The organism is Nereida sp. (genome assembly GCF_965655635.1).
In the GTDB taxonomy this organism is placed as follows: Bacteria; Pseudomonadota; Alphaproteobacteria; order Rhodobacterales; family Rhodobacteraceae; genus Nereida.
In genome coordinates, this window is record NZ_CBFHHE010000012.1 from 1 (window position 1) to 26,280 (window position 26,280).

Consider the following 26,280-nt stretch of genomic DNA (forward strand, 5'->3'; position numbering starts at 1 on the left):
ACCTGCCAATCAGGGGGAAATTAGCCAGTACGGGCCTACGTTTTTGACAAAGGTCATACGTACCAACAAGTGTCGCAAGTGCAAAAGGAATGGCGGCGTAAAAAGCATTGATCGAATGAATTCCGATTATACCCAAAACACAGGCCGTTACAGAAGCGTAGAACAGCGCTGAATACCGGCTCCATAGTAGGCCCATCACTCCACCTCTCCCCAAAGTTTCTACAGTTAACCAAGTTGGCTAAATAGAGTATCATGATGGTAGTTGTAAACTTTCGATATGCTAGTGTTATTAAGATACTGAAGGGGCGCGGTATTTTGTTTAGGTCGAAGGCATGCCGTGCGAATACGCGGTGTCATAACCACGGCTGCGTTTTGCGGACCCCAAGAACAGCGATAGGATACCGCCAAATACCTAATCACCCACATCCCGCACGAACTGGGTCGCCTTCTGCTGCCCCGTGCAGTTAGATAGCCGTCTGAATACCAATAATGGGCGCTTTGATGGGCAAGCCGACTTCTCTTGTTGTAGACCGGAACGCGGCGCTTTTGCTGCTCTTGTTGGCGGCTGTTTGGGGAGGGTCTTTCTTCTTCGCTGAGGTGGCTTTGCGTGAGCTGCCGCCGCTTGTCATCACGTTGTTCAGAGTATCGCTGGCGGTTCCGGTCTTGCTTGCCGTTGTGGTTTTGCGCGGTGTCCCCATCACGCGCAACTTGCGGGTTTGGCGCGCTTATCTGGTGATGGGTGCGCTCAATAATGCGATCCCGTTTTCGCTCATATTCTGGGGGCAGACCCAGATCGAGAGCGGGCTTGCCTCAATCTTAAACGGTACCACAGCGATGTTCGGCGCGCTGGTTGCTGGGCTTTTGCTGCCCGATGAGCCGCTGCGCGCAAATAAATTGATCGGCGCGGCCTTGGGTCTTGCGGGGGTTGCCTTCATCATGGGGCCTGACGCGTTGCAGGATTTTAACCTCACCAATTTAGCCCAACTGGCCATACTGGGCGCGACGCTATCGTATGCCTTCGCTAGTGTGTGGGGCAAAACCACGCTGGCCGGTCAGCCACCTTTGATGAACGCGCTTGGTATGGTGGTGTGCAGCAGCGCGTTAATGTTGCCCATCGTGTGGCTTACCCACGGTATGCCGTTACTCGCCTTTCAGCCCGCTACATGGGGTGCGCTTTTGGGGTTGGCGGTGCTGTCAACGGCGCTCGCCTATTTGCTCTACTTTGCGATTTTGGCGCGCGCAGGGGCTGCCAACTTGATGCTGGTTACGTTGTTGATTCCGCCGTTTGCCATCACGTTTGGGGCGTTGTTTTTGTCTGAACGGATCGGAATTCAGGCGTTTGCGGGCTTTGCTGTGATCGCCATTGGTTTTGCGGTCACCGATGGGCGGCTCTTTGCCCGTTTGCGGGAACGCCGTTGACAAAATAGCGTGTAAATTGGACCGTTGCGTTAAGGTGTTTTTGATTGGATCAGCTTATGAGATCTTTGGGTTTTGTTGCTTTCACTTTGACATGTACTGTGGCTCTTCATGCCTCGGACACCCGCCAGCTTGGCGCCCATGAACACGGGGTGGGGCAGTTGAATATCGCTGTCGATGGTGGGCAGGTTGCAATGGCATTTCATGCGCCGGGTGCTGATATCGTGGGCTTTGAGTATGCGGCAAGCAGTGATGCAGATCGTGCGGCCATTGCTGATGGGGTCGCAGTACTTGCGCGTCCGCTAGATTTGTTTGTGCTGTCTGCAGAGGCTGGCTGCAATGTCGTGCGCGCCGCGGCAGAGCTTGAAGCAGATGGGGGGCATGATCACGGTCATGATGCGCATGATCACGACACCCACAATCACGATGAACATGAGCATGATGAGCATGAGCGCGATGAGCATGAGCGCGATGAACATGAGCGCGATGAACATGAGCGCGATGAACACGCCCATGACGCACACGCGTACGGTGACAGTCACGCAGAGTTCTACGCAGAGTATCTGTTGGATTGCGCATCGCCTGAAGCGCTTAGCACTGTAGAGTTTGCTTATTTTGACCAGTTCGAAAATGCCCGCGAAGTCGATGTGCAGATCCTAAGCGATGCAGGGGCGATCCGCTTCAAAGTCACCCGCAGCGAGCCTGTTCTCGACTTGCGCGGCATGTTCTGAGAAAGCCGCAGCCCGTGACGCGCCCAGATCAGGTTTTGTCCATGGCAGATGTGTCGTACCGTTGGGGGTCTGCTGGGTTTGGCCTTGCGGTGTCACAGCTACAGGTCGCGGCAGGCGAAACAGTGCTGTTGTTAGGTCGAAGCGGGTCAGGCAAATCCACGTTGCTGTCCCTGATATGCGGTACCGTGATGCCAGATCAGGGGCGTATCGACGTCGGTGGTGCTGATCTTTGCACTCTGACTGCGGCGCGGCGTGATCGACACAGGGCGGAACATATTGGCCTTATTTTTCAGCAATTCAATTTACTGCCCTACGCAAGTGTCACGGACAACATTTTACTACCATTGCGTTTTGCGCCCAAGCGACGTGGCCGCGTTTCGGGGCCGCTGCATGAGGCCGCACGGCTGTGTGCAGCGCTTGGAATTGATGAGGCGCTGCTGGATGCGCGCGCGGGAAGTCTGAGTGTGGGTCAACAACAGCGCGTCGCCGCTGCCCGTGCACTTATTGGGTTCCCGCCGCTTATCATCGCAGATGAGCCGACCTCTGCGCTTGATGCCGCCAGCCAGGAGACGTTTCTTAGCCTGTTGTTCGATCAGGCCCGCACGCATAATTCCGCCGTTATGATGGTTAGCCATGATGCGCGGCTTGCGCCGATGTTTGATCGGGTTCTGCACATGGACGACATTGCCCGAGCTTTGCCAGCGCCGCTGCAAAAAACGCGGTCTGCCACCAAATCGGAGCACAGCGCATGATTATCCGGCTGGCCTTGGGATCATTGCGCGCCCGTGCGGTCACGGTAGTTATGACCGTTTTGGCCATCGCGCTGTCGGTCATGTTGTTCTTAGGCGTTGAGAAAGTGCGCACAGGTGCCAAGGCCAGCTTTGCCGACACCATATCGGGGACGGATCTGATCGTGGGTGCACGTTCCGGTTCGGTTCAGCTTTTGCTCTATTCGGTTTTTCGGATTGGCAACGCCACCAATAATATGACGTGGCAAAGCTACCAAGACATTCTGGCCCGCCCCGAAGTTGATTGGATTGTGCCAATCTCTTTGGGCGATAGTCACCGGCAGTTTCGTGTGATGGGCACCACGGATGCGTTTTTCCAGCGTTACAAATACCGCTCGGGCAGGGGGCTTGAGTTGGCAAAAGGTACGTTGATGGGGGACCTTTTCGATACGGTTCTTGGCGCGGATGTGGCTGACGCATTGGGCTATAACATCGGCTATCCGGTTGTCGTGTCACACGGGCTGGCATCGTTTAGCGGCCATGATGATCTGCCGTTTCGGGTGTCAGGCATTTTGCAGAAAACAGGCACCCCCGTTGACCGGACTGTCATTGTGGGGCTGCGCGCGATTGAGGCCATTCATGTTGATTGGCAAAGCGGCGCGCGTACGTCTTCGGCCACCACCCCCGAGGCGGTGATCCGCCAGATGGATCTGGAACCTAAAGCAATTACCGCGGCACTTATCGGCACCGACAGCCGTCTTCAGGTCTTTGGCCTGCAGCGCGCCATCAATGAATATCCCCAAGAACCGCTTCTGGCGATTTTGCCGGGCGTGGCCCTGCAGGAGCTTTGGCAAATCGTGGGCATCGCAGAAACGGCCCTACTGGCAGTTTCAGCGATGGTCATTGTAACGGCGTTGATCGGGATGATGGCAACGCTCTTTTCAAGCCTGTCAGAAAGGCGACGCGAAATGGCAATTTTTCGGGCAATGGGCGCGCGACCAAGGGTCATCGTGGGGCTGTTGGTGTTGGAAGCTTCGTTGATGTCGGCGGTAGGCGCAGCGCTTGGCGTGGTGATGCTGTATGGCGGGCTTGTGGTGGCGCAACCGATGATTGACGCGGCCTTTGGCCTTTGGTTGGCAATTGAACCGGCCACGTTTCGTGAAGGTATTGTGGTGCTGTGTGTTGTAATCGCTGGCGCAATTGTGAGCGCCGTTCCCGCGATCAGGGCCTATCGCGCGTCTGTTGCGGACGGTATGATGGTGAAGATCTAGGAGCACTATTTTATGAAAACCCCGTCTCGCCGTCAGATGTTAGGTATGGTCGCTGCCAGTGCGGTGATGCCAAGCGTGGTGCGTGCGGCGGCGGCCCGTGAAATCATGTGGGAAGAACTTATCCCGCCGGGGGTGCCTTACTCGGAGATCATTGGGGAAGGCGACATTGATCCGGTAAACGACACATGGCAACCGGTTTTTGACGGCAATGCAACCAAGCTAAACCCCGCCCTTGATGGCGCCTACATTCGTATGCCTGGCTATATTATCCCGTTGGAATTTGGCACCGGTGGTGTCCGCGAATTTGTTCTTGTTCCCTATGTGGGCGCGTGCATCCACGTGCCGCCGCCACCGCCCAACCAGTTGGTGTTCGTGACAGCACAAGACCCTTGGCCCAACGATGATTTGTGGGAAGCTGTGTGGGCCACGGGCGAGATCAGTCACGCCATTCAACAGACCGAAGTGGCACAAACGGGCTACGCGCTATTGGCCGATGCGATGGAGGTGTACCAATGGTAAGCGGCCTCACGAACCGGCGCGCCGTGATCGCAGCACTCGCCAGTTTGCCACTTGGTGCGCGTGCGGCTCTGGCGGCAGAGTATATCGATCTGGAATGGCGCGATCTTTTGCCCAAAGGCCAAGCAGCCATTCCGCCAGTGGTGCAAAACCTGATCGATCATGACGAGATAGCCACAAGCGCTATGCAACCCAAATCCAGCGGTGTGCGCACGGATTGGAACGGTCAGATCGTGCGCATTCCGGGCTTTATTATGCCGATTGAATATTCGGGTAGTGCGGTATCTGCATTTATTTTGGTGCCTTTCGTGGGGGCTTGCATCCATGTGCCGCCGCCGCCCGCCAATCAACTGGTTTTTGTCACTACGCCTGACCCTTACGAAAGCTCGGGGCTGTATGAGGCAGTCAACGTGATCGGTATGTTTGGAACGGCTTCCATGTCGACCCAACTGGCCGATATTGCCTATGCGCTGTCAGCAGAAAAGATTGTGCCTTTTTCCGTCTAGGACAGCTTTGAGTGTCGCACGTTTTTTGTCTCTGATTTATCTTCCGTGTGCACGCGGCTTGTGGTATTCCTTTCAAATAATAAAAAACGAGTTGAGGCAGAGTAACGAGTTATGGGAACGAGCTTTCGAGGCGCGTTCGTAGTCTCTTGGGCTCAGACAGAAGTAGACGGATTGCCGGACGCACCTGCGGCCGAATTGCATGTGGGGTCCGCATGGGCACGGTCTGGCGAGGCCGTGCGTGTGGACGGCCCCCGTGATGTCCTACTTTTGAACGAGGCCGAAGGGCAGGCGGATTTACACGCGCGTGCGTCCAAAATGGCGCGCAAATTAGTCGGTGCAGCGTTGGGGTCTTCTACGATCGGCAGCAATGCGCGAAACCCTTTGGCTGGGGTTGATGACAGGGCGCGGGATGCACATTTTATCCTGACCAATGGCACACAACGATACACGGCCATTGAAATCCCCACTGGTCACAAAGATGACCGCACGCTGCGCGCGCCATTATTATTGTTTGTGAATGAACTGCCGCCTCCACGCGCAGAACTTTGGGTTGTGGCGCGTCATACCCCGTCGCGCAGTTTCAACCGTTTGAGTGACACAGTCGACGCGGTCATTTGCTTTACCAATGGCACATTGATCGACACGCCAACAGGTCCCGTCCCGGTTGAGCATCTGGGCGAGGGGGATTTGGTGCAAACCAAAGACAACGGCCCGCAACCTATTGTGTGGCGTGGGGGGCGGCGCATTTCGGGGGCGCGGATGTTTGCTATGCCCCATCTGCGGCCCGTCAGGATATGCGCGCATGCCATGTTCGATGATGTTCCGGATCGCGATTTGCTTGTCTCACCCGATCATCAACTGGTTTTGCGCGGTGCCGCGGAGCGCCGTCTTTTCAACACGCCCGAGGTGCTGGTGCCCGCCAAAGAACTGCTCAACGGGAGCAAGATTTTCATAGATCATACCGTGCGCGAGGTTTTCTACAGTCACTTGATGTTTGAGCAGCATCAGATCATTTGGGCAAACGGGCTTGAGGTGGAAAGCTTCCATCCTGCGCAAACAGACCTCAACCAGATCGCGCAAGACCAGCGCGACGTGCTTTTTGACCGCTTTGCTGAGCTGCGTGATACCCCCGAAAATTATGGCCCATCTGCGCGCCGTTGCTTAAGCCGCTCTGATGTTGCGGTGTTAAGCCATGACATCGCCAAACGCGCTTAGCACACAGGCCAGAGCGAAGGTGTTGACAGCTCCGTTCACTGCCGTATAAGCGCGGCTCCATTGGTGTTGGTGGCCCTCGCAAGGGGATGCCTGTCGGGAAGCCCAAATGGGTGACCAAAGGACAACGCCCTTCACGCGCGCAAGCGCTACAACAGAAGGAGAACAGCCGTGACCAAACGCACGTCTGCCAAGTACAAAATCGATCGTCGCATGGGCGAAAACATCTGGGGCCGCGCAAAATCCCCCGTTAACCGTCGTGAATATGGCCCCGGCCAGCACGGTCAACGCCGTAAGGGTAAACTGTCTGACTTCGGTCTTCAGTTGCGCGCCAAGCAGAAACTGAAAGGTTACTACGGCGACCTGACAGAAAAGCAATTCAAACGCATCTATGTTGAAGCTGCACGTGTAAAAGGCGACACAGGCGAAAACCTGATCGGTCTTCTCGAGCGCCGCTTGGATGCTGTTGTGTATCGCGCGAAATTCGTAGCGACCGTCTTTGCTGCACGCCAGTTCGTGAACCACGGCCACGTTCGTGTGAACGGCAAAAAAGTGAACATCCCTTCCTACCGTGTTAAAGAAGGTGACGTTATCGAAGTGCGTGATCGTTCAAAGCAAATGGTTGCCTTGCTCGAAGCTGTTGCTTTGACCGAGCGTGATGTTCCTGACTACATGGATGTTGATCATACAAAAATGACTGCAACATTCGTGCGCACACCTGGCTTGTCTGACGTGCCATATCCAGTGCAAATGGAACCAAACCTCGTTATCGAATACTACGCACAGAACTAATTCTGACGCATATTCATTCGAAAGGCCGCGGGGGACATCCTCCGCGGCCTTTTTGTTTTTGCACAGTCGACTTAGCCCCGTTATCACTGCCTCGAAGGAGACACGGCCATGACAGATTTGACGCCACAACAAGGGATTATGGATATCGCTTTGTATCAAGGCGGCGCTTCACATGTTGAAGGGCTTAGCAATGTGGTAAAGCTGTCATCGAACGAAAATCCCTTTGGCCCGCCCGACAGCGCCCGCGAGGCATTGGTCCTCGAGGCAGGCAATCTGCACCGCTACCCGTCCACGGATCACGCCAGCCTGCGCAATGCCATCGCCGAAGTGCACCAGCTTGAGGCAGAGCAGATCATTTGTGGTGTGGGAAGTGACGAGATTATCAGCTTTTTGTGCAACGCCTACGCCGGCCCCGGCGACGAGGTGCTGTATACAGAGCACGGCTTTTCTATGTACCGCATTAGCGCGCTTGCCGCCGGTGCGACCCCCGTTGAAGTGCGCGAACGTGAGCGTGTCACAGATGTGGATGCGCTTTTGGCGGGGATCACCCCGCGCACGCGGCTCGTATTTATTGCAAATCCGAATAACCCCACGGGCACAATGATTTCCGGGGCCGAAGTCCGCCGTCTTGCAGATGGTATCCCGTCGAATTGCCTACTGGTGCTTGACGGCGCCTATGCCGAATACGTTGAGGGCTATGACGGCGGTGCGGCACTTGCGGCGACGCGGACAAATGTCTTCATGACCCGCACTTTTTCAAAGCTTTATGGCCTTGGCGGATTGCGCGTTGGGTGGGGGTATGGGCCGAAAGACATTATTGATGTGCTGAACCGTGTGCGGGGGCCTTTCAATTTGTCCAACCCTGCGCTTGCCGCCGCCGAGGCTGCCGTGCGCGATGTGGAATATGTTGAGAAATGCCGCACCGAAAATACCAAGTGGCGCGCGTGGTTGGCCGAAGGGTTGGCGGAGTTGGGTGTGCCCTCTGATACATCGACTGCGAACTTTGTGCTGGCGCGCTTTGCATCCGAGGCCGAGGCGAACGCGTGTGATGACTATCTGAAATCACAAGGTTTGCTAGTGCGTCGCGTAGCAGGTTACAAGTTGCCCAACTGTTTGCGCATTACCGTGGGTGATGAGGCTTCGTGCCGCCGCGTTGTCCATGCCGTGCGTGCGTTCAAGGACGCCTCCCAATGAGCGGCCCGGTCTACAACCGCGTGGCGTTGATTGGGTTGGGCCTGATCGCATCGTCAATGTTTTGGGCGATGAAGCGCAGCGGACTTGCCGCTGAGGTGACGGGCTACGCGCGCTCAGCCGAGACCCGAGATACGGCCCGAGAGATTGGCCTATGCGACCGCGTGTGCGATAGCGCTGCAGAGGCCGTTAAGGACGCGGATCTTGTTGTTTTATGCGTGCCAGTCGGCGCGATGGAGCAGGTGACCAAAGACATCGCCCCCTATTTGATGGCGGGCGCAACGGTCAGTGACGTGGGTTCAGTTAAGCGCGCGGTGATTGATGCGGTTGGTCCGCATTTGCCAAGCAATGTCCATTTTGTGCCCGCCCACCCGTTGGCCGGAACAGAGCGGTCTGGCCCTACATCAGGGTTTTCTGAACTTTTTGACAACCGCTGGTGTTTGATTGTGCCCGCGGATGAAAATACTGACGCAGATGCGGTCGCAAAACTGTCTGAGCTTTGGGAAAAGATGGGCAGTAAAGTCGATACGATGGATGCAGATCACCATGATCTGGTTCTGTGCGTCACGTCCCATGCGCCGCACCTGATTGCTTACACGATGGTCGGTGTGGCCGATGATTTGCAACGGGTGTCCGAACAGGAAGTAATCAATTATTCAGCCACGGGTTTTCGGGATTTCACGCGGATCGCGGCCTCTGATCCGACTATGTGGCGGGACGTGTTTCTGAACAACAAAGAAGCCACGCTTGAGATTTTGGGCCGCTTTACCGAAGAGCTTTTCGCGCTTCAGCGTGCAATTCGCACGGGCGACGGTGATCATTTGCACGACTATTTCACGCGCACGCGTGCGATCCGCCGTGGTATTTTGGAAGCAGGTCAAGACGTGGATGTCCCGAACTTCGGACGCAACGCGACCAAGGATTAAGCCGCGCTGCGTGTGTTTTGTACCCGTTTCAGGGGCCGTCTAGCGCAATCTGATGCGCGGGGCAGGGCCGATGGGGAAGGGGCCGATGGCCACGTTTCCGTTGCGGAATGTCACGGGCACGTCGAGGGTTGCGGTATTACCTGACAGACCCGCCAGCATCTCAAGACCCCGCTCGATAAATGGCAACACGCCTTGTGGCACCATGTCAGAGTTCTCGGCCACTTTCAGCATTTCGCGCCAATTGGTTGCCTTTAGTTGTATCTCTCCTGTCGGGACGCCGTCGCCATCAAGGGTCACATCACCCGCCGCCCGCAGATCAAGCCCGCCCCAACTTACGGCCAACAGGTTCAGATTAATTGAGGTCGGTTGTGGACGCGCTTGTTCAATTGCAAAGCGGTTCCATTCGGCGTCAAAACTGGCGGTCACATCGATGGTTAGCCCTTCGATGATCTGCGGCAAAACATCCGCAGGGTCCAATTGTGCCCGCAGGGCATCGGGCAGGGTGACGTCCTTGAGTTGTGCATAAAAATCACGGGTAAGCTCTGCGTTCGCCGCGCGCCGCACAGATACAGTGCCGTTGGTGATCTGCGTTACGGCACCGCCGTTGCCCGCTGCTTCAAGCCCGTCAAACGTGAAAGTCGCACTATCAAGCGTAAGGGCCGTATCAGGCAAAAAGACCGCACTTGCCCGCATGTCCTCGGCGGTGATGTTTGCGCGCGCCAGCGGCGTGGCGATGGTCTGCTCATTAGGCCAAACGGCGATGATGTGATTGGGCTTGTAGGACAGGGCGAACACCTGAAAGAACGGCGCGCTCCATGCCCAGCCGGTACGCGGATCAGCTAGTTCAAGTGTATTGATCGTGGTGTCAAAGCGAGACGGAAACCCGCGGGTTTCGATGCTGTCATAGTCGGCCACCCAACCTTGGGCGCTGCGATCGGCGAACCACGCTTTGGCGCTGCGTTCTGCTGCGGTTGATCCAACAAACCAATAGCCTGCCCACAATACGGCCGCTGCAAGGCATGCCCCAATAATCCAACGCATCTTATGTTCCCTTCGTTGCATCTTGTGCTGTGCCAGTGTTTACAGAGCCAATACGAAAAGGGCTAGGCATGATGAACGACGATGCGCTTTGGGTTTTCGCATACGGGTCACTGGTGTGGAACCCGGGCTTTAACGTGGCAGAACAACACGTCGGACAGGTGTCGGGGTTTGCACGGTCGTTTTGTATGTCGTCAATTCATCACCGTGGCACCGTTGCGCAACCAGGTCTTGTCTTGGCACTTGATGCAAAAGATGGGGCAAGCTGCGAAGGCGTTGCGCTGCGCTCGGCGGACCCAAATGATGTGGTTTTGGACATGCTGCGCGAACGCGAGTTGGTCAGTTCGGCCTATTATGAAGACTGGATTGAGGTCAGTTTGCGGGACGGGCGCACGGTAAAGGCGGTTAGCTACATCATCGATCCGACCCACGTACAATATTGCGCTGATCTAAGCCTTGAGACCCAAGCGCAGATCATCGCCCGAAGCACCGGCGGTCGCGGCCCGAATTGTGAATATTTGCACAACACCTACAGCCATCTCGAAAGCCTTGGTTTGCGTGATGAGGATCTGAAATGGCTTTCTGCGCGTGTCTGCGAGATTAAGCGTTAACACTTTGCTTTACTCTTTTGGCAGGTCTATGATCAGGCTCAAGAGCCGCAAATGGTCAGGGACAGGCACATGGATATCTCAACCCGCCAAGTAACGCCGTATTTCAGCCAGCCGTTCCGGCAGGTCATTATGATGCTTATTGCACTGGGTTTGGTCGGCGTTGGTCTTTACTTGGCACTGCCGCGCATTTTGCCGGTGTTTTTATCGAACCTCTACCTTAACGGCTTCATCCTATTGGTTTTCGTCGTGGGGGTGTTTGCCTGTTTTTACCAAGTCTACCAACTGGCCGCCTCCGTGCAGTTTATCGAAGGATTTGCCCAAAACCGCCCCGGCGCGAACATTGCCAAGCCGCCTTTGCTGATGGCACCTCTGGCGGCTCTGTTGGGCTCGCGCAAAGCCGAAACGAGCATTTCAACCACGTCTGCACGATCTATTTTGGATTCTGTCGAAAGTCGCATTGGTGAAGAGCGGGAGATGACCCGCTACATTACTAACACATTGGTCTTCCTTGGCCTTTTGGGAACGTTTTACGGTCTTGCAACCACTGTGCCTGCTTTGGTTGAGACAATTCGCGGTCTGCAACCCACCGAGGGCGAGGCAGGCGTTGATATGTTCAATCGCTTGATGTCAGGCCTTGATAGCCAGTTGTCCGGCATGGGCGTGGCGTTTGCGTCTTCGCTTTTGGGGCTTGGTGGATCCTTGATTGTGGGTTTGCTGGAATTGTTTGCCAGTCACGGTCAAAATCGCTTCTATCGCGAGCTTGAGGAATGGCTATCATCCATCACACGTCTGTCGTTTTCCGCAGCAGACGGGGACAGCAGCGCCGAGCAAAACTTCATGGCCAGCGTGCTTGAACACATGTCTAATCAGATGGACGGTCTGCGGGAATTGATGGCGGGCTCTGAAGCCAGCCGCACAACGCTTGAAGGACAGATCGGCGATCTGGCCACGACAATGACGAAGCTCGCTACCCGCATGGAAACCGGCGATGACACCCGCGATGCCCTTTTGCGCGTGGCGGATGGCCAAGATCGCCTTCTTGCGCAACTTGTCCAAGGGGGCGGCGGTGGCGAAGGCCTTGATGCTGAGGCGCGGATGCGCTTGCGCTCGATTGATGTGCAACTATTGCGGTTGGTTGAAGAAATTACCGCTGGTCGTCTTGAAACAACGGCCGAAATTCGTGGTGATCTGGCGCGTTTGACCAACACCATCGCGCGTGCAATCGCTGCTGAGGACGGTACTTAAACATGGCGCTGGCGCAACGCAGAAACGGTATCCAAGCCTCGATCTGGCCGGGGTTCGTGGATGCGATGACGGCGCTTTTGCTTGTGTTGATGTTCGTGCTGACCATTTTCATGGTGGTCCAGGCGGTCCTGCGTGAGACGATTACAGGCCAAGAAAACGAGTTAAGTGAATTGGGCGCAGAAGTTGGCGCGTTGTCGGCGGCTTTGGGTCTGGCGACCAGTCAGCGCGATGATCTGCGTGTTGAGTTGGGGAGTTTGCGCGCCACACTTTCCCAAGCTGAGGATGATATCGACGCCCGTGATGCACGCATCCGCGACTTTGAGGCCCAAGTTGCCGCCCTTTTGGTACAGCAGTCCCAGACACAGGCGCAAATTACTGCACTTCAGGGTGAAAATGCGCAAATTCTGTCAGATAAAGAAGCGCTTGATCTGGCATTGGCTGCGGCGCGTGATGAAATCAGTGCAGGCGAGCAGGCCGCCCGTTTGGCTGCTGCGCGCCTCGAAGCCCTCGAAGCGTTAATCGCGGATTTGCGCGCCGAAAATACCGAGACGATAGCCCTGCTCAGCCAGACTGAACAGGCCCTGACGGATGCACAGCAAGAACTAAGCGATGCTGAAATTGCCCGTATCGCAGATGCGCAGGCGGCAGCGGCGCTGCGTGCAAGGCTTGCAACGGCACAAGACGAGCTAACCGCGACCACATTGGCTCTTGAGGCTAAGCGCCAAGAGGCCGAAGACACCCTGACATTGCTGGCCGCGACCCAAGAGACCCGCGATGATCTGAACGCGCGCTTGGCCCAAGCTTTGCTTGATCTGGAACAAACGGATGCAGAACTGGGTGCGCTGCAGGACCGTGTGGATGCGGATACGGCTTCTGTGCAAGCAGAGTTAAGCGCGCTTTTGGCGGCCAAGCTTGCGGCTGAAAACGAAGCAGCCCTTCGCCTGACAGAGGCGCAACAACGTGCCGCTCTTTTAGCCGAAGCCAATGAGGAGCTTTCGCTTGTTGAGGCGCAGTCTGCTGAAGATCAACGCAAGATCACGCTACTCAACCAGCAAATTGGTGAGCTGCGCAGTCAGCTTTCCTCGTTGCAAGGTATTCTGGATGCGGCCGCCGAAGCCGATGCGCAGGCCGATATTCAAATTCAAACGTTGGGCCAAAACCTGAACGCAGCACTCGCTCGTGCCGCTACCGAGGAGCGCAAGCGCCGCCGTCTTGAAGAGGCTGAACGCAAACGTCTTGAGGCCGAGGCCGTTGATCTTGCCAAATACCGGTCAGACTTTTTTGCGCAGCTTCGCGACCTTCTTGATGGTCAAGACGGCGTGCGCATCGAAGGGGACCGTTTTGTGTTTTCGTCCGAGGTTCTGTTCGCCCAAGGCCAAGCGGATTTGTCAGCGGACGGCGAGGCAGAAATCGCCAAAGTTGCGCGCATCCTTCGCGACATTGCGGGCGACATCCCTGATGGGATTGATTGGGTGATCCGCGTCGACGGGCACACAGATGACATCCCGCTTTCTGGGCTGGGCGAATTCAGCAACAACTGGGAACTCAGTCAAGCACGTGCCTTGTCCGTGGTGCTTTATATGGTGAACTTTCTGGGCCTGCCGCCGGACCGTTTGGCGGCCAATGGCTTTGGGCAATTCCAACCTGTGAACCCTGCCGACACAGATGCAGCGCGCGCGCAGAACCGCCGGATTGAGTTGAAGCTTACTGAAAAATAACCGTCTATTCGACGCGCATTTGCGTTACGGTTTTCTGAATGACGCGGCTCGCGCGGGTAAGAGTGACGGTTCCTTCATAGGTGCCACGTGGCCAGCCAACACCGCGTAGCGGTTTGCCCGCCGCGCGCCTCGCTTGGGCTTGGGTGCGTTTGAACAGCGTGGTGTGACCCAAGATTTCACCTGCGGGGCCATTTATGTTCAGGGCCATCACATCGCCGCGCTGAACCCCAAAGGCAAAGCCCCAAAGCACGATAGCCTCTTGGGTGATGCTAAAGTCTGTTTGTGTGGCATTCCCTGCTTTGACGGCGTCATACTCGGGTAACCCGCCCAAAAAGCCCGCGTTGATCAAGCCGGCGGGTTCATAGGTGGGGGCATCACGCCACAAGGTTTTGGCGGGTGTCTGTGTGCAGGCAGTGTCGAGTGTGTCTGCAGTTTGTGCATTGAACGGATCAATAACTTGTCCGTTTTTACGAACCGAAAAATGCAGGTGTGGGAATTGCGTGTTGCCGCTTAGCCCCACTTGCCCAAGGACGGTACCTGCATCAACCGTGTCGCCTTCGCGCACGGCAAGCGAGCCACGTTTAAGGTGACAATACTGCGTACTCCACCCGTTTTGATGTTCAATAACCACGCCGTTACCGCATTCACGGTCCGCAAACGTGGCGCTATTTTCTGCAGTGGCAATCTGATCTGGCATGCCGTCACGCACGGCTTGGACACGGCCGGCTGCTGCTGCCAAAACATCTACGCCGCTTGTCAGATCGCGCAATGTCGGAAGTGCGAAATCCGTACCTTTATGTGTGTCGTAGCTGAGGCTACCGCAGGTGAAATCCATGACTTCGTCACTTGGGTCGCGATCAACGAATTGTTGGATATAACAGTCCTCACCCAAAGTGCAGGCGATCGGTAAGTCGATCGTGAACTCAGCTGCGGCGTCGCTTGCTATGGCAAGTGATGCGGCACAAACGAAAGGGGCCGCGTGGGCAGCCCCTTTCAGTTAACGTATCGTAGATGGCTTCATGTGGCCCTCAATCTGGTCGTGTACGCATATCTGGCGCGCTTAGTCTGCGGTCAGAAGAGGCGGCTTTTTACTACCAATCTGCGCTTTTGCAGGCTCTTCGATGCGAATGTCCAACTCGCCTTTCTTGACGCCAACTTTCACGACGCCGCCTTTCAGCAGCTTACCAAACAGCAACTCTTCGGCGAGGGGCTTTTTGATGTGCTCTTGGATCACACGGCCCAGCGGACGCGCGCCCATCTTCTCGTCATAGCCTTTGTCGCCCAGCCATTCAGCCGCCGCCGGGGTCAGCTCAATCGTGACGTTGCGGTCCATCAGTTGTGCTTCAAGTTGTAGTACAAACTTCTCAACTACTTGGCTGATTACTTCTTTGCCAAGCGGCGCGAAGGCCACCACCGCATCAAGACGGTTGCGGAATTCAGGCGTGAACATCCGTTCGATTGCTGCGGTGTCCTCGCCCTCGCGGCGATCACGACCAAAGCCCATCGGCGCGCGGGCCTGATCTGACGCACCCGCGTTGGATGTCATGATCAAGATCACGTTGCGGAAGTCTGTCGCGCGGCCGTTGTGGTCAGTCAATTTGCCGTGGTCCATGACCTGTAGCAAAATGTTGAACACATCGGGGTGCGCTTTTTCGATCTCATCAAGCAGCAACACACAGTGCGGGTTTTGATCCACACCATCTGTCAGCATGCCGCCCTGATCAAAGCCCACGTATCCGGGAGGCGCCCCGATAAGGCGGGAAATCGCGTGTTTCTCCATGTACTCAGACATGTCAAAGCGCAGCATCTCAACGCCTAGGGTATCTGCCAATTGGCGTGCAACTTCGGTTTTACCAACGCCCGTTGGGCCCGCAAAGAGGTAGTTACCAATGGGTTTTTCAGGCTCGCGCAGACCCGCACGGGCCAGTTTGATCGCCGAGGAAAGCGCCTCGATGGCTGGATCTTGGCCGAAGACAACACGTTTCAGCGATGTCTCGAGATCTTTGAGCACTTCTGCGTCGTCTTTGCTGACGTTCTTTGGCGGAATGCGCGCGATCTTGGCCACAACGGCCTCAATCTCTTTGGCACCAATGGTTTTGCGCTTTTTGCTTTCCGCCAACAGGTGCTGTGCCGCACCCGCTTCATCAATCACGTCAATCGCTTTATCGGGCAGTTTGCGGTCATTAATATAGCGCGCAGACAGCTCAACCGCTGATTTGATCGCCTCGGATGTGTATTTGATGGCGTGGTGATCCTCGAAGTATGGCTTGATGCCTTTTAGGATTTTGATCGCATCTTCCACACTTGGCTCGTTCACATCGATCTTCTGGAACCGGCGCAACAAAGCGCGGTCCTTTTCAAAGTGCTGACGGAACTCTTTGTAGGTGGTTGATCCCATGCAGCGCAATTTGCCGCCCGCAAGCGCAGGCTTCAGCAGGTTTGACGCATCCATCGCACCGCCCGAGGTCGCGCCCGCGCCGATAATTGTGTGGATTTCATCGATAAACAGCACTGCGTCATCGTGATCTTCCAGCTCGCTCATCACGGCTTTCAGACGCTCTTCAAAGTCACCACGGTAGCGTGTGCCCGCAAGCAGCGCGCCCATATCAAGCGAATAGATAATCGTGTTTGACAACACATCGGGGGTCTCACCGCTGACAATCTTATAGGCCAAGCCCTCTGCAATGGCAGTTTTACCAACGCCCGGATCGCCCACCAACAGCGGGTTGTTCTTGCGGCGGCGGCACAATACCTGAATGCATCGCTCAACTTCGTGGGCGCGTCCGATCAGCGGATCAACATCGCCTTTGCGCGACTTCACGTTCAAATCTACACAGTATTTATCAAGCGCACTTTCTTTGGTGTCGCCATCTGTGACGCCTTGGGCTTCTTCTTCCAAATCGGTCGAGCCTTTGGGACCGCGGTCCTCACCATAGGCAGGGTCTTTTGCAACGCCGTGTGCGATGAAGTTCACCGCGTCGTAGCGTGTCATGTCTTGCGCCTGCAGGAAGTAGGCGGCGTTGCTTTCGCGTTCTGCAAAAATCGCCACCAAAACATTGGCGCCTGTCACTTCGGTCCGGCCCGATGATTGCACATGGATCGCTGCGCGCTGGATCACCCGCTGAAACGCGGCTGTCGGCACGGCCTCAGAACCTTCAACATCTGTGACAAGGGTCGACAGGTCGTCGTCAATAAAGTCGGTAAGCGTTTTGCTCAGCGCTTCGAGGTCCACACTGCACGCCTTCATGACCTTCGCAGCGTCCGGCTCGTCCACAAGTGCCAACAACAAGTGCTCAAGGGTGGCCAACTCGTGGTTGTTCGCGTTGGCCGTGGCCAGCGCCTGATGGATTGCTTGCTCAAGAGAGGTCGAAAATGATGGCACGTTCGTGTCCTTTCGGTCTTCTAGGGTCAGACTGGATACGTCGGGAATACGCGCACCCACATCTTGCCGTGGCCTAATACTGTTAAAGTTCGCTTGATTTTACGAACCTTCAAGGAGTTTCTTTCACTTTTCGCTCAGATTTCAGGAAATTTACTGAAATCGGCACGATTTGGCGGCAATTCGTCAGTCGGGCACAGCCCAAAGCAGTGCTCCGCGAAAAACCAAGCGGGTTAACGGGGTGGGGTGGTTAAAAGTTATCTTTGCGTTGGCGCACTTCTGCAAAGACGTCCGCCGCGGCTGCTCCATTCATATTTATGGCGCCAGCCAACACTTGCAAGTCCGCGCGCAGATATGGGTTGGTCTCTTTTTCCTCACTTAAACGTGATGGCACGGTGGGCAGCCCCTTGGCACGCTTTGCGCTGACCCGTTCAGCAAGGGCGTGCAGCGCTTCGTTTTTGGGCTCAATGGTCAGGGCAAAAGCCAGATTGGCTTGCGTATATTCATGGCCCGAACAAACCCACGTATGATCTGGAAGTGCGCGCAGGCGTTGCATGCTGTCCCACATCTGCGCGGGCGTTCCTTCAAACAAACGTCCGCAGCCCGACGTCATTAAACTATCGGCAGTAAAGACGCATTCAGCGTCCGGTGCGTGAATGGCGATATGCCCCACCGTGTGCCCCGGGACATCAATGATGTGACAGCGCGCGTCTGACAACACTATCTCTGCACCGGCGTTAACGGTTATATCAAGCGGTGGCAGGCGGTGCGCATCAGCGGCGTTGCCCACTACTTTACTGCCAAAGGCGGCTACCAGCTCGGCCAGCCCTTCCACGTGATCGTTGTGGTGGTGTGTGATCACAATATGCTCAAGCCCCCACCCACGGTCGTTCAAAACGGTCATAATGGGCGCGGCTTCGGGCGCATCAATAAGCGTGGTGCTGCCAGTGGCGGCGTTGTGGATCAAAAACGCATAGTTATCATTGACGCGGAACACGCTTGGGTCGACCCGCGTGTGGATCATCACAACCTCCAACGCGCCGCGTGTGGTGACATGAAAAGCGATTTCGTTGGATGGCTGGTTTTTGGTCATAATATCTGTAACTCTCGCAGGTAGCTTATTCGTGTGGGCAGGGCCGCTGGTCTGCCTAACGTATCTTTCAGAGGCCGCGCTGCAATGCATTTAGACGTGCTTGATCTGAAAACCTTTTATTACCGCAGCCAGTTGGGGCGCGCGGCGCAGGCGGCTGTGCGTGGCAAGCTGCTGCAAATGTGGCCCGAGGCCAAACGTCAAACTGTTGTGGGTTTCGGCTTTGCGGTGCCTTTGCTGCGTCCGTATCTTGCGGATGCGCGCCGTGTGATTGGCCTGATGCCCGGTCCGCAGGGGGTGATGGCATGGCCTGCGGGTATGCCCAATGTGTCTGTGCTGTGTGATGAAACGGCGTGGCCCTTGGATACGGGCGTTGCTGATAAGCTGGTGATGATGCACGGGCTGGAAACATCTGAGCGCCCGTCCGAATTGCTCTCAGAAGCGCACCGCGTTTTAGGGCCGGGGGGGCGGATGATCTTGGTGGTGCCCAATCGTGCGGGGCTTTGGTCGCGTCGTGACCGCACACCGTTCGGCTATGGGCGCCCCTACACGCTTGGCCAGCTTGAGGCGCAGGTGAAACAGCACGGCTTTGTACCAGAGCGTCACCTGACTACTCTCTACCAACCGCCATCGGCAAAACGGGTCTGGCGCAAGACAGCGCCCGTGTTTGAGCGCATCGGAAGTCAGATGCCCGTGGGCATGGCAGGTGGGGCGATCATGTTGGAGGTCTCAAAGCAGGTTTATGCACCGCGCGGCACGGCGACAAAAGACAAAGTGAAATCGCGCCTCAAGGCGTTAGATGGAATCGCTCGACCCGTCCCGAAGCCCGTATAAACGACTTTGCGGCGTCGGATGCCGACAAATTCCGGCCTGAACTACCCAAAAACACCGATAAATCCGCTAAAATGTTAACGCGAACATTCGCCGCAGGGGCGCATTCTTTGGCTAAGTCATTGAAATATATTGATATTCTTGTTTTTCATTGATCGCCGAGAGGTGTTGCGAGGTGTGAGAGGCTCTGCTATCCCCCGGTTGATCTCTGGGCGTACCACACGGTGCGCCATCAATCGCTGCCTGGGGTGTGGAGCTTCCACCGAATAGGCGGCCTAAGACATCGGAAGGGTGGACGTGTCAGAACCAGCTTCGATCTCAATGGGTATTGCAGACCGCTATGCCACGGCAGTTTTTGAAATTGCCAAAGAGGGTAAGAAAGTTAAAGCACTCGAAACCGACCTTGCATCGCTGACAGATGCGCTGGCGGTAGACGACTTTAGCAACCTTATCTCCTCGCCCATGATCAGCCGCGAAGAGCAGGCAGGCGCCATTGTTGCCCTTGCCAAGAAAATGAAATTGTCTCCAACAGTGTCCAACACGTTGAACTTGATGGCCACTAAGCGCCGTTTGTTCGTGTTGCCACAATTGGTGACCCGCCTGCGCGAAATCATCGCGCAAGACAAAGGCGAAGTGACCGCCGAGGTTGTTACAGCGAAAGCTCTGACAAAGACCCAAGCGGACAAACTTGCGAAAACGCTGAAAGCCAGTGTTGGTAAGACTGTCACATTCAATGCGACCGTTGATGAAAGCCTCATCGGCGGTCTTGTCGTTAAAGTCGGCTCGAAGATGATCGACACGTCGGTCAAATCCAAGCTCGATGCACTCCAAAACTCCATGAAAGAGGTCGGATAAATGGGTATCCAAGCTGCAGAAATCTCTGCGATCCTGAAGGACCAGATCAAGAACTTTGGTCAAGAAGCAGAAGTGGCCGAAGTTGGCCGTGTTCTTTCCGTAGGTGACGGTATTGCCCGCGTCTATGGTCTGGACAACGTTCAATCCGGTGAGATGGTTGAATTCCCAGGTAACATCATGGGGATGGCCCTGAACCTTGAAGCCGACAACGTTGGTGTTGTTATCTTCGGTTCTGACCGTGACATTAAAGAAGGCGACATTGTTAAGCGCACAAAGTCCATCGTGGACGTGCCTGCTGGTGACGCACTGCTCGGCCGCGTTGTTGACGCGCTTGGCAACCCACTTGACGGCAAAGGCCCAATCAAAGGCTCCGAGCGCCGCGTTGCAGACGTAAAAGCGCCTGGCATTATCCCGCGTAAATCAGTTCACGAGCCAATGGCGACTGGTCTGAAATCTGTGGATGCGATGATCCCGATCGGCCGTGGCCAGCGTGAGCTGATCATTGGTGACCGTCAGACAGGTAAAACAGCCGTCGCTCTCGACGCTGTTCTTAACCAAAAAGTCTACAACGACGCCGCAAAAGACGACAGCGAGAAGCTTTTCTGCATCTACGTTGCTGTTGGCCAAAAGCGTTCAACAGTTGCTCAGCTTGTTAAGAAGCTCGAAGAAACTGGTGCGATCGAATATTCTATCGTTGTTGCGTCTACAGCGTCCGAGCCTGCTCCAATGCAGTTCCTCGCACCATATGCTGCGACTGCGATGGCAGAATACTTCCGTGACAACGGCAAGCACGCGCTGATCATCTATGATGATTTGTCCAAGCAAGCTGTGTCATACCGTCAAATGTCACTTCTTCTTCGTCGTCCACCAGGACGTGAAGCGTACCCAGGTGACGTTTTCTACCTTCACTCCCGTCTGCTTGAGCGTTCATGCAAATTGAACGAAGACAACGGTTCAGGTTCTTTGACGGCGCTGCCGATCATTGAAACCCAAGGTGGTGACGTTTCTGCGTTTATTCCAACCAACGTGATTTCCATCACCGACGGTCAGATCTTCCTTGAAACAGACTTGTTCTTCCAAGGTATTCGCCCTGCGGTTAACACTGGTCTGTCCGTGTCTCGTGTTGGTTCAGCTGCGCAAACAAACGCAATGAAATCAGTTGCTGGTCCGGTTAAACTCGAGCTTGCTCAGTACCGTGAAATGGCAGCCTTCGCACAGTTCGGTTCCGATCTGGATGCGGCCACACAGCAGTTGCTGAACCGTGGTGCACGCCTGACTGAGCTGATGAAGCAACCACAGTACGCACCTTTGACAAACGCCGAAATCGTCTGCGTCATCTTTGCAGGTACCAAAGGCTACCTCGACAAAGTCGCTGTCAAAGACGTTCCTCGTTACGAGGCAGGCCTTTTGGCTTACCTGCGCAGCGAAAAAGCTGACTTGCTAGACTGGATCACAAAAGAAGATCCAAAAATCAAAGGTGAAGCTGCGGACAAAATCAGCGCCGCACTCGACGCTTACGCCGCTGACTTCGCTTAAGGAGAGACAAGGCAATGCCAAGTCTTAAGGACCTTAAAAACAGGATCGAGTCGGTCAAATCGACCCGCAAGATCACAAAGGCTATGCAAATGGTGGCCGCCGCAAAACTGCGGCGGGCCCAAGAAGCAGCCGAAGCTTCGCGCCCTTACACAGAACGGTTTAACGCCGTGATGGCTGGGCTCGCGGCATCCGTGGGTGGCTCTGATAGTGCGCCCAAGCTGCTGTCTGGCACCGGAAGCGATCAAACCCACCTGCTGGTGGTGATGACGGCTGAACGTGGCCTGTGCGGTGGGTTTAACGGCAACATCTCGAAACTGGCGCGCGGTCACGCACAAAAGCTGGTTGCTGAGGGCAAAACTGTCAAAATCCTGACCGTTGGTAAAAAAGGGCGTGACGCTCTGAAACGCGATTTGAGTGATCATTTCGTGGGCCACGTTGACTTGTCTGAAGTCAAACGCGTGGGCTACGGCGATGCTCAAGGTGTTGCACAAGACATTCTGACACGCTTCGACGCGAGTGAGTTTGACGTTGCAACGATCTTTTTCGCGGAATTCCAAAACGTCGTCACACAAATCCCTACGGCGAAACAAATCATTCCTGCTTCTTTTGACACAGCGAATGAGGCGGGCGGCGATGCAACGCTCTATGACTACGAACCCTCAGAAGAAGCCATCTTGGCCGACCTTCTGCCTCGTGGTGTGGCAACTGCTATCTTCAGCGCTTTGCTGGAAAATGGCGCGTCAGAGCAAGGTGCGCGGATGTCCGCAATGGATAACGCAACCCGCAACGCCGGCGAGATGATCGACAAACTGACCATTCAGTTCAACCGATCACGCCAAGCTGTGATTACCAATGAATTGATCGAAATTATTTCGGGCGCGGAAGCGCTCTAAGAACCGGAGAATAGACACATGGCAAATGCAAAAGGCAAAATCACGCAGGTGATTGGCGCCGTTGTCGACGTGCAGTTTGAGGACGCTCTTCCCCAGATCCTCAACGCGCTGGAAACAGACAACAACGGCAAGACGCTGGTCCTCGAAGTGGCTCAGCACCTTGGTGAAAACACAGTGCGCACCATCGCGATGGACGCAACAGAAGGCCTCGTTCGTGGTCAGGCCGTTACCGACTCAGGTGCGTCCATTGTTGTGCCCGTAGGCGACGCAACACTTGGTCGCATCATGAACGTTGTGGGCGAGCCAATCGACGAAAAAGGCCCAATCGGCGCCTCTGAAACACGTTCCATCCACGCTGAAGCGCCCGAGTTCTCCGAGCAGTCAACAGCGTCGGAAATCCTCGTGACAGGCATCAAGGTCATCGACCTTTTGGCGCCATACTCCAAGGGTGGTAAAATTGGTCTGTTCGGCGGTGCGGGCGTTGGTAAAACAGTTCTCATCCAAGAGCTCATTAACAACATCGCGAAAGTGCACTCTGGCTACTCCGTGTTTGCGGGTGTGGGCGAGCGTACACGTGAAGGTAACGACCTTTACTACGAATTCATCGAATCCGGCGTTATCAACGCAGACGACCTGACGAAGTCCAAAGTGGCCCTCGTTTACGGTCAGATGAACGAGCCTCCCGGTGCGCGTATGCGTGTTGCCCTGTCAGGTCTGACAATGGCCGAGCAGTTCCGTGACCAATCCGGTACAGACGTTCTGTTCTTCGTCGACAACATCTTCCGCTTCACACAAGCGGGTTCCGAGGTGTCTGCGCTTCTGGGCCGTATTCCTTCTGCGGTGGGTTATCAGCCAACACTCGCAACTGACATGGGTCAGATGCAGGAACGCATTACATCAACAAAATCAGGCTCAATTACGTCTGTGCAAGCGATTTACGTGCCTGCGGATGACCTTACCGACCCTGCGCCGGCTACGTCATTTGCTCACCTTGATGCGACAACGGTTCTTAACCGCGCGATCTCGGAAAAAGGCATCTACCCAGCGGTTGACCCACTCGACTCGACATCACGTATTCTCGACCCTGCTGTTGTAGGCGAAGAGCACTACGCGGTTGCAGCCGAAGTGCAGCAAACCCTGCAACGCTACAAAGCGCTGCAAGACATCATCGCGATTCTCGGCATGGACGAGCTTTCCGAAGACGACAAACTGACTGTTGCACGTGCCCGTAAGATCGAGCGCTTCTTGTCACAGCCATTCGACGTTGCGGAAGTGTTCACCGGCTCACCCGGTGTTCAGGTGCCTCTCGAAGACACAATCTCGTCGTTCAAAGCGGTTGTTGCCGGTGAATACGATCACTTGCCAGAAGGCGCCTTCTACATGGTTGGAGGCATCGACGAAGTGATCGCAAAAGCCGAAAAAATGGCAGCAGAGGCGGCCTAAGATATGGCAGACACCATGCAATTCGACCTAGTCAGCCCCGAACGTCGCCTCGCGTCGTTCGGTGTGACCGAGGTCCAGATCCCAGGTGCGGATGGAGACATGACGGTTATGGCCGATCACGCCTCAACCATCACCTCTCTGCGCCCCGGTGTTCTGACAGCCACGGGTCCCGAAGGGACGCGCCAATACCTCGTGACTGGCGGTTTCGCCGAGATTTCACCCAACGGCACATCCGTGCTGGCGGAACGTGCGATCTTGCGTGAAGACGTCACACAAGCAGACATCGACGGCATGGTTGCAGACGCAACTGCGGCCCGCGACGCTGCTGGCCCGGATGCAACTGATGCTGCTGCCAAAACACTGGCAGACATCATCGCAATGGGTGGCGAGATCGGCATCACGGCAAGCTGATCACACCGATGACAAAATGATCAAAGGCCTCGCATTCGGTTGCGGGGCCTTTTTCGTTTTCCTATTGTTTACGAATAGTCAGTATTTTCGGCGGACCAGCCGAACCCGTTAACGAAAGCCGCCCATGAAACGCTTTGACAGCCATACACTCGGGATAGAACAGGGCGAGCTTGTCTTGTTCTCTGACTTTCAGCCCGGGGGTGATATGTGGACCGGCAAGGGCGACCGTATCGTGCGCCGCCGCGTCGTGTTCTCAAAGGCTTTTCGCAAAGCCCCAAGCGTCATGGTTAACCTCAGCATGTGGGACACGGATCACGCCACGAACACCCGCATGGACCTGCACGCTGATAACATAACCGAACGTGGCTTTGACGTGGTGTTCCAAACATGGGGCGACACGCGCGTGGCCCGCATCCGCGTGGGTTGGACCGCCATGGGCATGCTTCACGAAGACGACGATTGGGAACTTTATTAAACCCTCCCGTATGCTGCCCCCATATTAACCCAACCGTGCGCCCAAAATTATTTGGCGCAACACCCCGTTGGCCCGTGATATAACTTAGCACGCTAGCACATACCGGATCGGATCCTCGCGCCGCTTTACCCTTGCGCGTGTGAGGTCAGACCAAGAAGACAGCCCCAGCTCGGGCATATTGGGCCAAAGGTCGTTATCCAAACCATCCTTGATGGCGCTATCATTTCCGGCTTTTTCAAAAGTAGACGCAGGCGAAATATCCAGCACTCACCTGCTGCCAAACATGAAAAAACGCCCCGTCAAATTGGCTGGGGCGCTTCTTGTGCTACCAAAATACCGGTGCGTGTGCGCGGCGTCTTTGGGCTTAGTCTGTTGAGTATAGACCCTCGTAGATTGGGCCTAAGGTGTCGGTTTCGAACAAAGAACTTACGCTTGTGCCACTCCAGATGTTCAAGATCGCCTGCGCGAAAATCGGCGCTGTTGGCACGATCCGGATGTTGGGGCAGTTCTTGACCGCTTCTGTCGGCTGAATTGAATCCGTGATCACCAAAGATTTCATGACCGAGTTGCTGACCCGCTCAATCGCGGGGCCGCTCAACACACCGTGGGTGATATAGCTGTGTACTTCTGTGGCGCCGTGCTCAAGAAGCACTTCGGCCGCTTTGCACAAAGTTCCCGCCGTGTCACAGATGTCGTCCACGATGATACAGCGCTTACCGGTCACATCCCCGATCACTGTCATCTCAGCTACTTCACCGGCTTTCTCGCGGCGCTTATCCACAATCGCCATGGGCGCGCCAATGCGTTTTGCCAACTCGCGCGCACGGGACACACCGCCCACGTCAGGCGAGATCACCATGACATCGCTCAAATCGCCAAATTGCGATTTCACGTCCAGCGCAAAAACAGGGCTGGCATAAAGGTTGTCCACCGGAATATCGAAAAAGCCCTGAATTTGTGTAGCGTGCAGATCAAGGGTCAGAATGCGCTCAATCCCCGCGCCAGTCAGCATATTTGCAACCAACTTGGCTGAGATCGGCGTGCGGGCTTTCATGCGACGGTCTTGGCGCGCATAGCCGAAATAGGGGATCACGGCGGTGATGCGTTGCGCAGATGATCGGCGCAGCGCGTCCGCGATGATCAGCAGCTCCATCAGGTTGTCATTGGCCGGGCGAGACGTGCTTTGCAGGATGAACATATCCTCGCCACGCACGTTCTCAAAAACTTCTACAAAAACCTCACCATCGTTAAAGCGTTCAACCCGTGCATCAACGGGCGTTACGTTCATTCCGCGGTGCATCGACATGCGGCGCGCAACCGCGTTGGCCAGCGGTTTGTTGGCGTTCCCAGAGATCAGTTTGGGTTCAGTAATATTTGGCATGGTGTTTGGTCCTGTGGAGCAGCTTTATGACAGAGTCGTGACATTGCGCACCTCCTAACATGTCACTACGGTCGCGCATAGTTTC

General features: G+C 55.6%; 26 protein-coding genes. 20 read left to right on the forward strand and 6 right to left on the reverse strand.

The genetic code is table 11. The annotated features are described in order from the left end of the window. A partial coding sequence (locus ACTF5M_RS05615; RefSeq protein ID WP_438960085.1) for a hypothetical protein occupies positions 1-199 on the reverse strand: 199 nt, incomplete at its 3' end. Positions 200-501: 302 nt separating this feature from the next. On the opposite strand from ACTF5M_RS05615, the gene ACTF5M_RS05620 reads away from it, so the two are divergent. From ACTF5M_RS05620 to ACTF5M_RS05665, 10 genes are all read left to right on the forward strand, one after another. Further along, a complete protein-coding gene (locus ACTF5M_RS05620; RefSeq protein WP_438960086.1) occupies positions 502-1,419 on the forward strand; it encodes a DMT family transporter in 918 nt (305 codons plus the stop codon). 56 nt (positions 1,420-1,475) lie between these two features. After that, positions 1,476-2,147, forward strand: a complete 672-nt coding sequence (gene zrgA, locus ACTF5M_RS05625) for a zinc uptake protein ZrgA (RefSeq protein ID WP_438960087.1) — start codon at positions 1,476-1,478, stop codon at positions 2,145-2,147. Between the two features lie 14 nt (positions 2,148-2,161). After that, the gene (locus ACTF5M_RS05630; RefSeq protein WP_438960088.1) at positions 2,162-2,899 is read left to right on the forward strand and encodes an ABC transporter ATP-binding protein; all 738 of its coding nucleotides are present in this window, start codon (positions 2,162-2,164) and stop codon (positions 2,897-2,899) included. After that, positions 2,896-4,146 (forward strand): ABC transporter permease, encoded by a 1,251-nt coding sequence (locus ACTF5M_RS05635; protein ID WP_438960089.1) that lies wholly within the window; start codon positions 2,896-2,898, stop codon positions 4,144-4,146. Before ACTF5M_RS05630 ends, ACTF5M_RS05635 begins: the two co-directional genes overlap by 4 nt. A 12-nt stretch (positions 4,147-4,158) precedes the next feature. After that, positions 4,159-4,665: a DUF3299 domain-containing protein gene (locus tag ACTF5M_RS05640; protein WP_438960090.1), complete on the forward strand. Its 507-nt coding sequence runs from the start codon at positions 4,159-4,161 to the stop codon at positions 4,663-4,665. Beyond that, positions 4,659-5,168, forward strand: a complete 510-nt coding sequence (locus ACTF5M_RS05645) for a DUF3299 domain-containing protein (RefSeq protein ID WP_438960091.1) — start codon at positions 4,659-4,661, stop codon at positions 5,166-5,168. Before ACTF5M_RS05640 ends, ACTF5M_RS05645 begins: the two co-directional genes overlap by 7 nt. Before the next feature lie 111 nt (positions 5,169-5,279). Further along, a complete protein-coding gene (locus ACTF5M_RS05650; RefSeq protein ID WP_438960092.1) occupies positions 5,280-6,383 on the forward strand; it encodes a Hint domain-containing protein in 1,104 nt (367 codons plus the stop codon). Positions 6,384-6,551: 168 nt separating this feature from the next. Then, positions 6,552-7,172 carry a 30S ribosomal protein S4 gene (rpsD, locus tag ACTF5M_RS05655; RefSeq protein WP_048599418.1) on the forward strand — a complete coding sequence of 207 codons (621 nt, stop codon included), beginning with the start codon at positions 6,552-6,554 and terminating at the stop codon, positions 7,170-7,172. 108 nt (positions 7,173-7,280) lie between these two features. After that, positions 7,281-8,366, forward strand: coding sequence for a histidinol-phosphate transaminase (hisC, locus tag ACTF5M_RS05660; protein WP_438960093.1), 1,086 nt, complete (start codon positions 7,281-7,283; stop codon positions 8,364-8,366). After that, the gene (locus ACTF5M_RS05665) at positions 8,363-9,289 is read left to right on the forward strand and encodes a prephenate/arogenate dehydrogenase family protein (RefSeq protein WP_438960094.1); all 927 of its coding nucleotides are present in this window, start codon (positions 8,363-8,365) and stop codon (positions 9,287-9,289) included. The genes hisC and ACTF5M_RS05665 overlap by 4 nt, the downstream gene beginning before the upstream one ends. A gap of 39 nt (positions 9,290-9,328) precedes the next feature. Here ACTF5M_RS05665 and ACTF5M_RS05670 read toward each other — a convergent pair whose 3' ends face one another. After that, entirely contained in the window at positions 9,329-10,330 is a 1,002-nt protein-coding gene (locus ACTF5M_RS05670; protein ID WP_438960095.1) for a DUF2125 domain-containing protein, read from the reverse strand. Positions 10,331-10,398: 68 nt separating this feature from the next. Here ACTF5M_RS05670 and ACTF5M_RS05675 point away from each other — a divergent pair, with 68 nt between their 5' ends. The 3 genes from ACTF5M_RS05675 to ACTF5M_RS05685 all read left to right on the forward strand — a co-directional run bounded on the left by ACTF5M_RS05675 (position 10,399) and on the right by ACTF5M_RS05685 (position 13,901). Then, complete coding sequence (locus tag ACTF5M_RS05675) at positions 10,399-10,938, forward strand: gamma-glutamylcyclotransferase (protein WP_438960096.1); 540 nt, start codon at positions 10,399-10,401, stop codon at positions 10,936-10,938. 69 nt (positions 10,939-11,007) lie between these two features. Next, entirely contained in the window at positions 11,008-12,183 is a 1,176-nt protein-coding gene (locus tag ACTF5M_RS05680; RefSeq protein ID WP_438960097.1) for a biopolymer transporter ExbB, read from the forward strand. Positions 12,184-12,185: 2 nt separating this feature from the next. After that, a complete protein-coding gene (locus ACTF5M_RS05685) occupies positions 12,186-13,901 on the forward strand; it encodes a peptidoglycan -binding protein (RefSeq protein ID WP_438960098.1) in 1,716 nt (571 codons plus the stop codon). Between the two features lie 4 nt (positions 13,902-13,905). Here ACTF5M_RS05685 and ACTF5M_RS05690 read toward each other — a convergent pair whose 3' ends face one another. The 3 genes from ACTF5M_RS05690 to gloB all read right to left on the reverse strand — a co-directional run bounded on the left by ACTF5M_RS05690 (position 13,906) and on the right by gloB (position 18,304). Next, complete coding sequence (locus tag ACTF5M_RS05690; RefSeq protein WP_438960099.1) at positions 13,906-14,736, reverse strand: M23 family metallopeptidase; 831 nt, start codon at positions 14,734-14,736, stop codon at positions 13,906-13,908. A gap of 225 nt (positions 14,737-14,961) precedes the next feature. Beyond that, complete coding sequence (gene clpA / locus ACTF5M_RS05695) at positions 14,962-17,283, reverse strand: ATP-dependent Clp protease ATP-binding subunit ClpA (protein ID WP_438960100.1); 2,322 nt, start codon at positions 17,281-17,283, stop codon at positions 14,962-14,964. Positions 17,284-17,530: 247 nt separating this feature from the next. After that, entirely contained in the window at positions 17,531-18,304 is a 774-nt protein-coding gene (gloB, locus tag ACTF5M_RS05700; RefSeq protein ID WP_438960146.1) for a hydroxyacylglutathione hydrolase, read from the reverse strand. Between the two features lie 153 nt (positions 18,305-18,457). Between gloB and ACTF5M_RS05705 the strand changes: the two genes are divergently transcribed. From ACTF5M_RS05705 to ACTF5M_RS05735, 7 genes are all read left to right on the forward strand, one after another. Continuing rightward, entirely contained in the window at positions 18,458-19,204 is a 747-nt protein-coding gene (locus ACTF5M_RS05705; RefSeq protein ID WP_438960101.1) for a class I SAM-dependent methyltransferase, read from the forward strand. Positions 19,205-19,498: 294 nt separating this feature from the next. After that, positions 19,499-20,056, forward strand: a complete 558-nt coding sequence (locus tag ACTF5M_RS05710; protein WP_438960102.1) for a F0F1 ATP synthase subunit delta — start codon at positions 19,499-19,501, stop codon at positions 20,054-20,056. Next, positions 20,057-21,592 carry a F0F1 ATP synthase subunit alpha gene (gene atpA, locus ACTF5M_RS05715; protein ID WP_438960103.1) on the forward strand — a complete coding sequence of 512 codons (1,536 nt, stop codon included), beginning with the start codon at positions 20,057-20,059 and terminating at the stop codon, positions 21,590-21,592. It begins immediately after the preceding gene. A gap of 14 nt (positions 21,593-21,606) precedes the next feature. Next, entirely contained in the window at positions 21,607-22,485 is an 879-nt protein-coding gene (locus ACTF5M_RS05720; protein ID WP_438960104.1) for a F0F1 ATP synthase subunit gamma, read from the forward strand. Positions 22,486-22,503: 18 nt separating this feature from the next. Beyond that, positions 22,504-23,928 (forward strand): F0F1 ATP synthase subunit beta, encoded by a 1,425-nt coding sequence (atpD, locus tag ACTF5M_RS05725; RefSeq protein ID WP_048599428.1) that lies wholly within the window; start codon positions 22,504-22,506, stop codon positions 23,926-23,928. A gap of 3 nt (positions 23,929-23,931) precedes the next feature. Then, entirely contained in the window at positions 23,932-24,339 is a 408-nt protein-coding gene (locus ACTF5M_RS05730) for a F0F1 ATP synthase subunit epsilon (RefSeq protein ID WP_048599429.1), read from the forward strand. 124 nt (positions 24,340-24,463) lie between these two features. Further along, positions 24,464-24,814, forward strand: a complete 351-nt coding sequence (locus ACTF5M_RS05735; RefSeq protein WP_438960105.1) for an H-type lectin domain-containing protein — start codon at positions 24,464-24,466, stop codon at positions 24,812-24,814. 364 nt (positions 24,815-25,178) lie between these two features. Here the strand turns inward: ACTF5M_RS05735 and ACTF5M_RS05740 are convergent, their stop codons facing one another. Further along, positions 25,179-26,195, reverse strand: coding sequence for a ribose-phosphate pyrophosphokinase (locus ACTF5M_RS05740; RefSeq protein ID WP_438960106.1), 1,017 nt, complete (start codon positions 26,193-26,195; stop codon positions 25,179-25,181). Positions 26,196-26,280: the final 85 nt, after the last annotated feature.

Coding starts and splice junctions, on each gene's coding strand:
- ACTF5M_RS05620 (WP_438960086.1), top strand. CDS start 502: ATGGGCAAGCCGACTTCTCTTGTTGTAGACCGGAACGCGGCGCTTTTG.
- zrgA (WP_438960087.1), top strand. CDS start 1,476: ATGAGATCTTTGGGTTTTGTTGCTTTCACTTTGACATGTACTGTGGCT.
- ACTF5M_RS05635 (WP_438960089.1), top strand. CDS start 2,896: ATGATTATCCGGCTGGCCTTGGGATCATTGCGCGCCCGTGCGGTCACG.
- ACTF5M_RS05640 (WP_438960090.1), top strand. CDS start 4,159: ATGAAAACCCCGTCTCGCCGTCAGATGTTAGGTATGGTCGCTGCCAGT.
- ACTF5M_RS05645 (WP_438960091.1), top strand. CDS start 4,659: ATGGTAAGCGGCCTCACGAACCGGCGCGCCGTGATCGCAGCACTCGCC.
- ACTF5M_RS05650 (WP_438960092.1), top strand. CDS start 5,280: ATGGGAACGAGCTTTCGAGGCGCGTTCGTAGTCTCTTGGGCTCAGACA.
- hisC (WP_438960093.1), top strand. CDS start 7,281: ATGACAGATTTGACGCCACAACAAGGGATTATGGATATCGCTTTGTAT.
- ACTF5M_RS05665 (WP_438960094.1), top strand. CDS start 8,363: ATGAGCGGCCCGGTCTACAACCGCGTGGCGTTGATTGGGTTGGGCCTG.
- ACTF5M_RS05670 (WP_438960095.1), bottom strand. CDS start 10,330: ATGCGTTGGATTATTGGGGCATGCCTTGCAGCGGCCGTATTGTGGGCA.
- ACTF5M_RS05675 (WP_438960096.1), top strand. CDS start 10,399: ATGATGAACGACGATGCGCTTTGGGTTTTCGCATACGGGTCACTGGTG.
- ACTF5M_RS05680 (WP_438960097.1), top strand. CDS start 11,008: ATGGATATCTCAACCCGCCAAGTAACGCCGTATTTCAGCCAGCCGTTC.
- ACTF5M_RS05685 (WP_438960098.1), top strand. CDS start 12,186: ATGGCGCTGGCGCAACGCAGAAACGGTATCCAAGCCTCGATCTGGCCG.
- ACTF5M_RS05690 (WP_438960099.1), bottom strand. CDS start 14,736: ATGGATTTCACCTGCGGTAGCCTCAGCTACGACACACATAAAGGTACG.
- gloB (WP_438960146.1), bottom strand. CDS start 18,304: ATGATCCACACGCGGGTCGACCCAAGCGTGTTCCGCGTCAATGATAAC.
- ACTF5M_RS05705 (WP_438960101.1), top strand. CDS start 18,458: ATGCATTTAGACGTGCTTGATCTGAAAACCTTTTATTACCGCAGCCAG.
- atpA (WP_438960103.1), top strand. CDS start 20,057: ATGGGTATCCAAGCTGCAGAAATCTCTGCGATCCTGAAGGACCAGATC.
- ACTF5M_RS05720 (WP_438960104.1), top strand. CDS start 21,607: ATGCCAAGTCTTAAGGACCTTAAAAACAGGATCGAGTCGGTCAAATCG.
- atpD (WP_048599428.1), top strand. CDS start 22,504: ATGGCAAATGCAAAAGGCAAAATCACGCAGGTGATTGGCGCCGTTGTC.
- ACTF5M_RS05730 (WP_048599429.1), top strand. CDS start 23,932: ATGGCAGACACCATGCAATTCGACCTAGTCAGCCCCGAACGTCGCCTC.
- ACTF5M_RS05735 (WP_438960105.1), top strand. CDS start 24,464: ATGAAACGCTTTGACAGCCATACACTCGGGATAGAACAGGGCGAGCTT.
- ACTF5M_RS05740 (WP_438960106.1), bottom strand. CDS start 26,195: ATGCCAAATATTACTGAACCCAAACTGATCTCTGGGAACGCCAACAAA.